Origin of the sequence: Aeromonas sp. PrichA-15, assembly GCF_017939245.1 — a bacterium.
Classification (GTDB): domain Bacteria; phylum Pseudomonadota; class Gammaproteobacteria; order Enterobacterales; family Aeromonadaceae; genus Aeromonas; species Aeromonas caviae.
Window position 1 is genome coordinate 1 of sequence record NZ_JAGKRH010000311.1, and the last position, 293, is coordinate 293.

A 293-nucleotide genomic window follows, 5' to 3' on the forward strand; every position below is an offset into this window, starting at 1 on the left:
GTGGACGTGAGCCTGCCGGGCGATGCCAAGGCCGGGGACACCCTCAAGGTGAGCGGCCAGGCCGACCGCCTGTTGACCGATGCCGACATCACGGCGGGCAAGGTGGGTTACGAGTTTGACCGTCCGGCGGACGGCGTGACGCTGACTGTGACCGCCACCATCGTGGACGCGGCGGGCAACGTCTCGCTGCCGGGCAGCGACAGCGCCACCATGGGCGACACCACCGCGACCGGCGCCCCGACCGTGGTCATCACCGAAGACGTGAACAACGACGGCACCATCAGCAACACCGA

General features: G+C 68.9%; 1 protein-coding gene. It reads left to right on the top strand.

The annotated features are described in order from the left end of the window. Positions 1–293 (top strand): hypothetical protein (locus J9889_RS21985; RefSeq protein WP_210558205.1); only part of this gene is annotated, 293 nt, incomplete at both ends.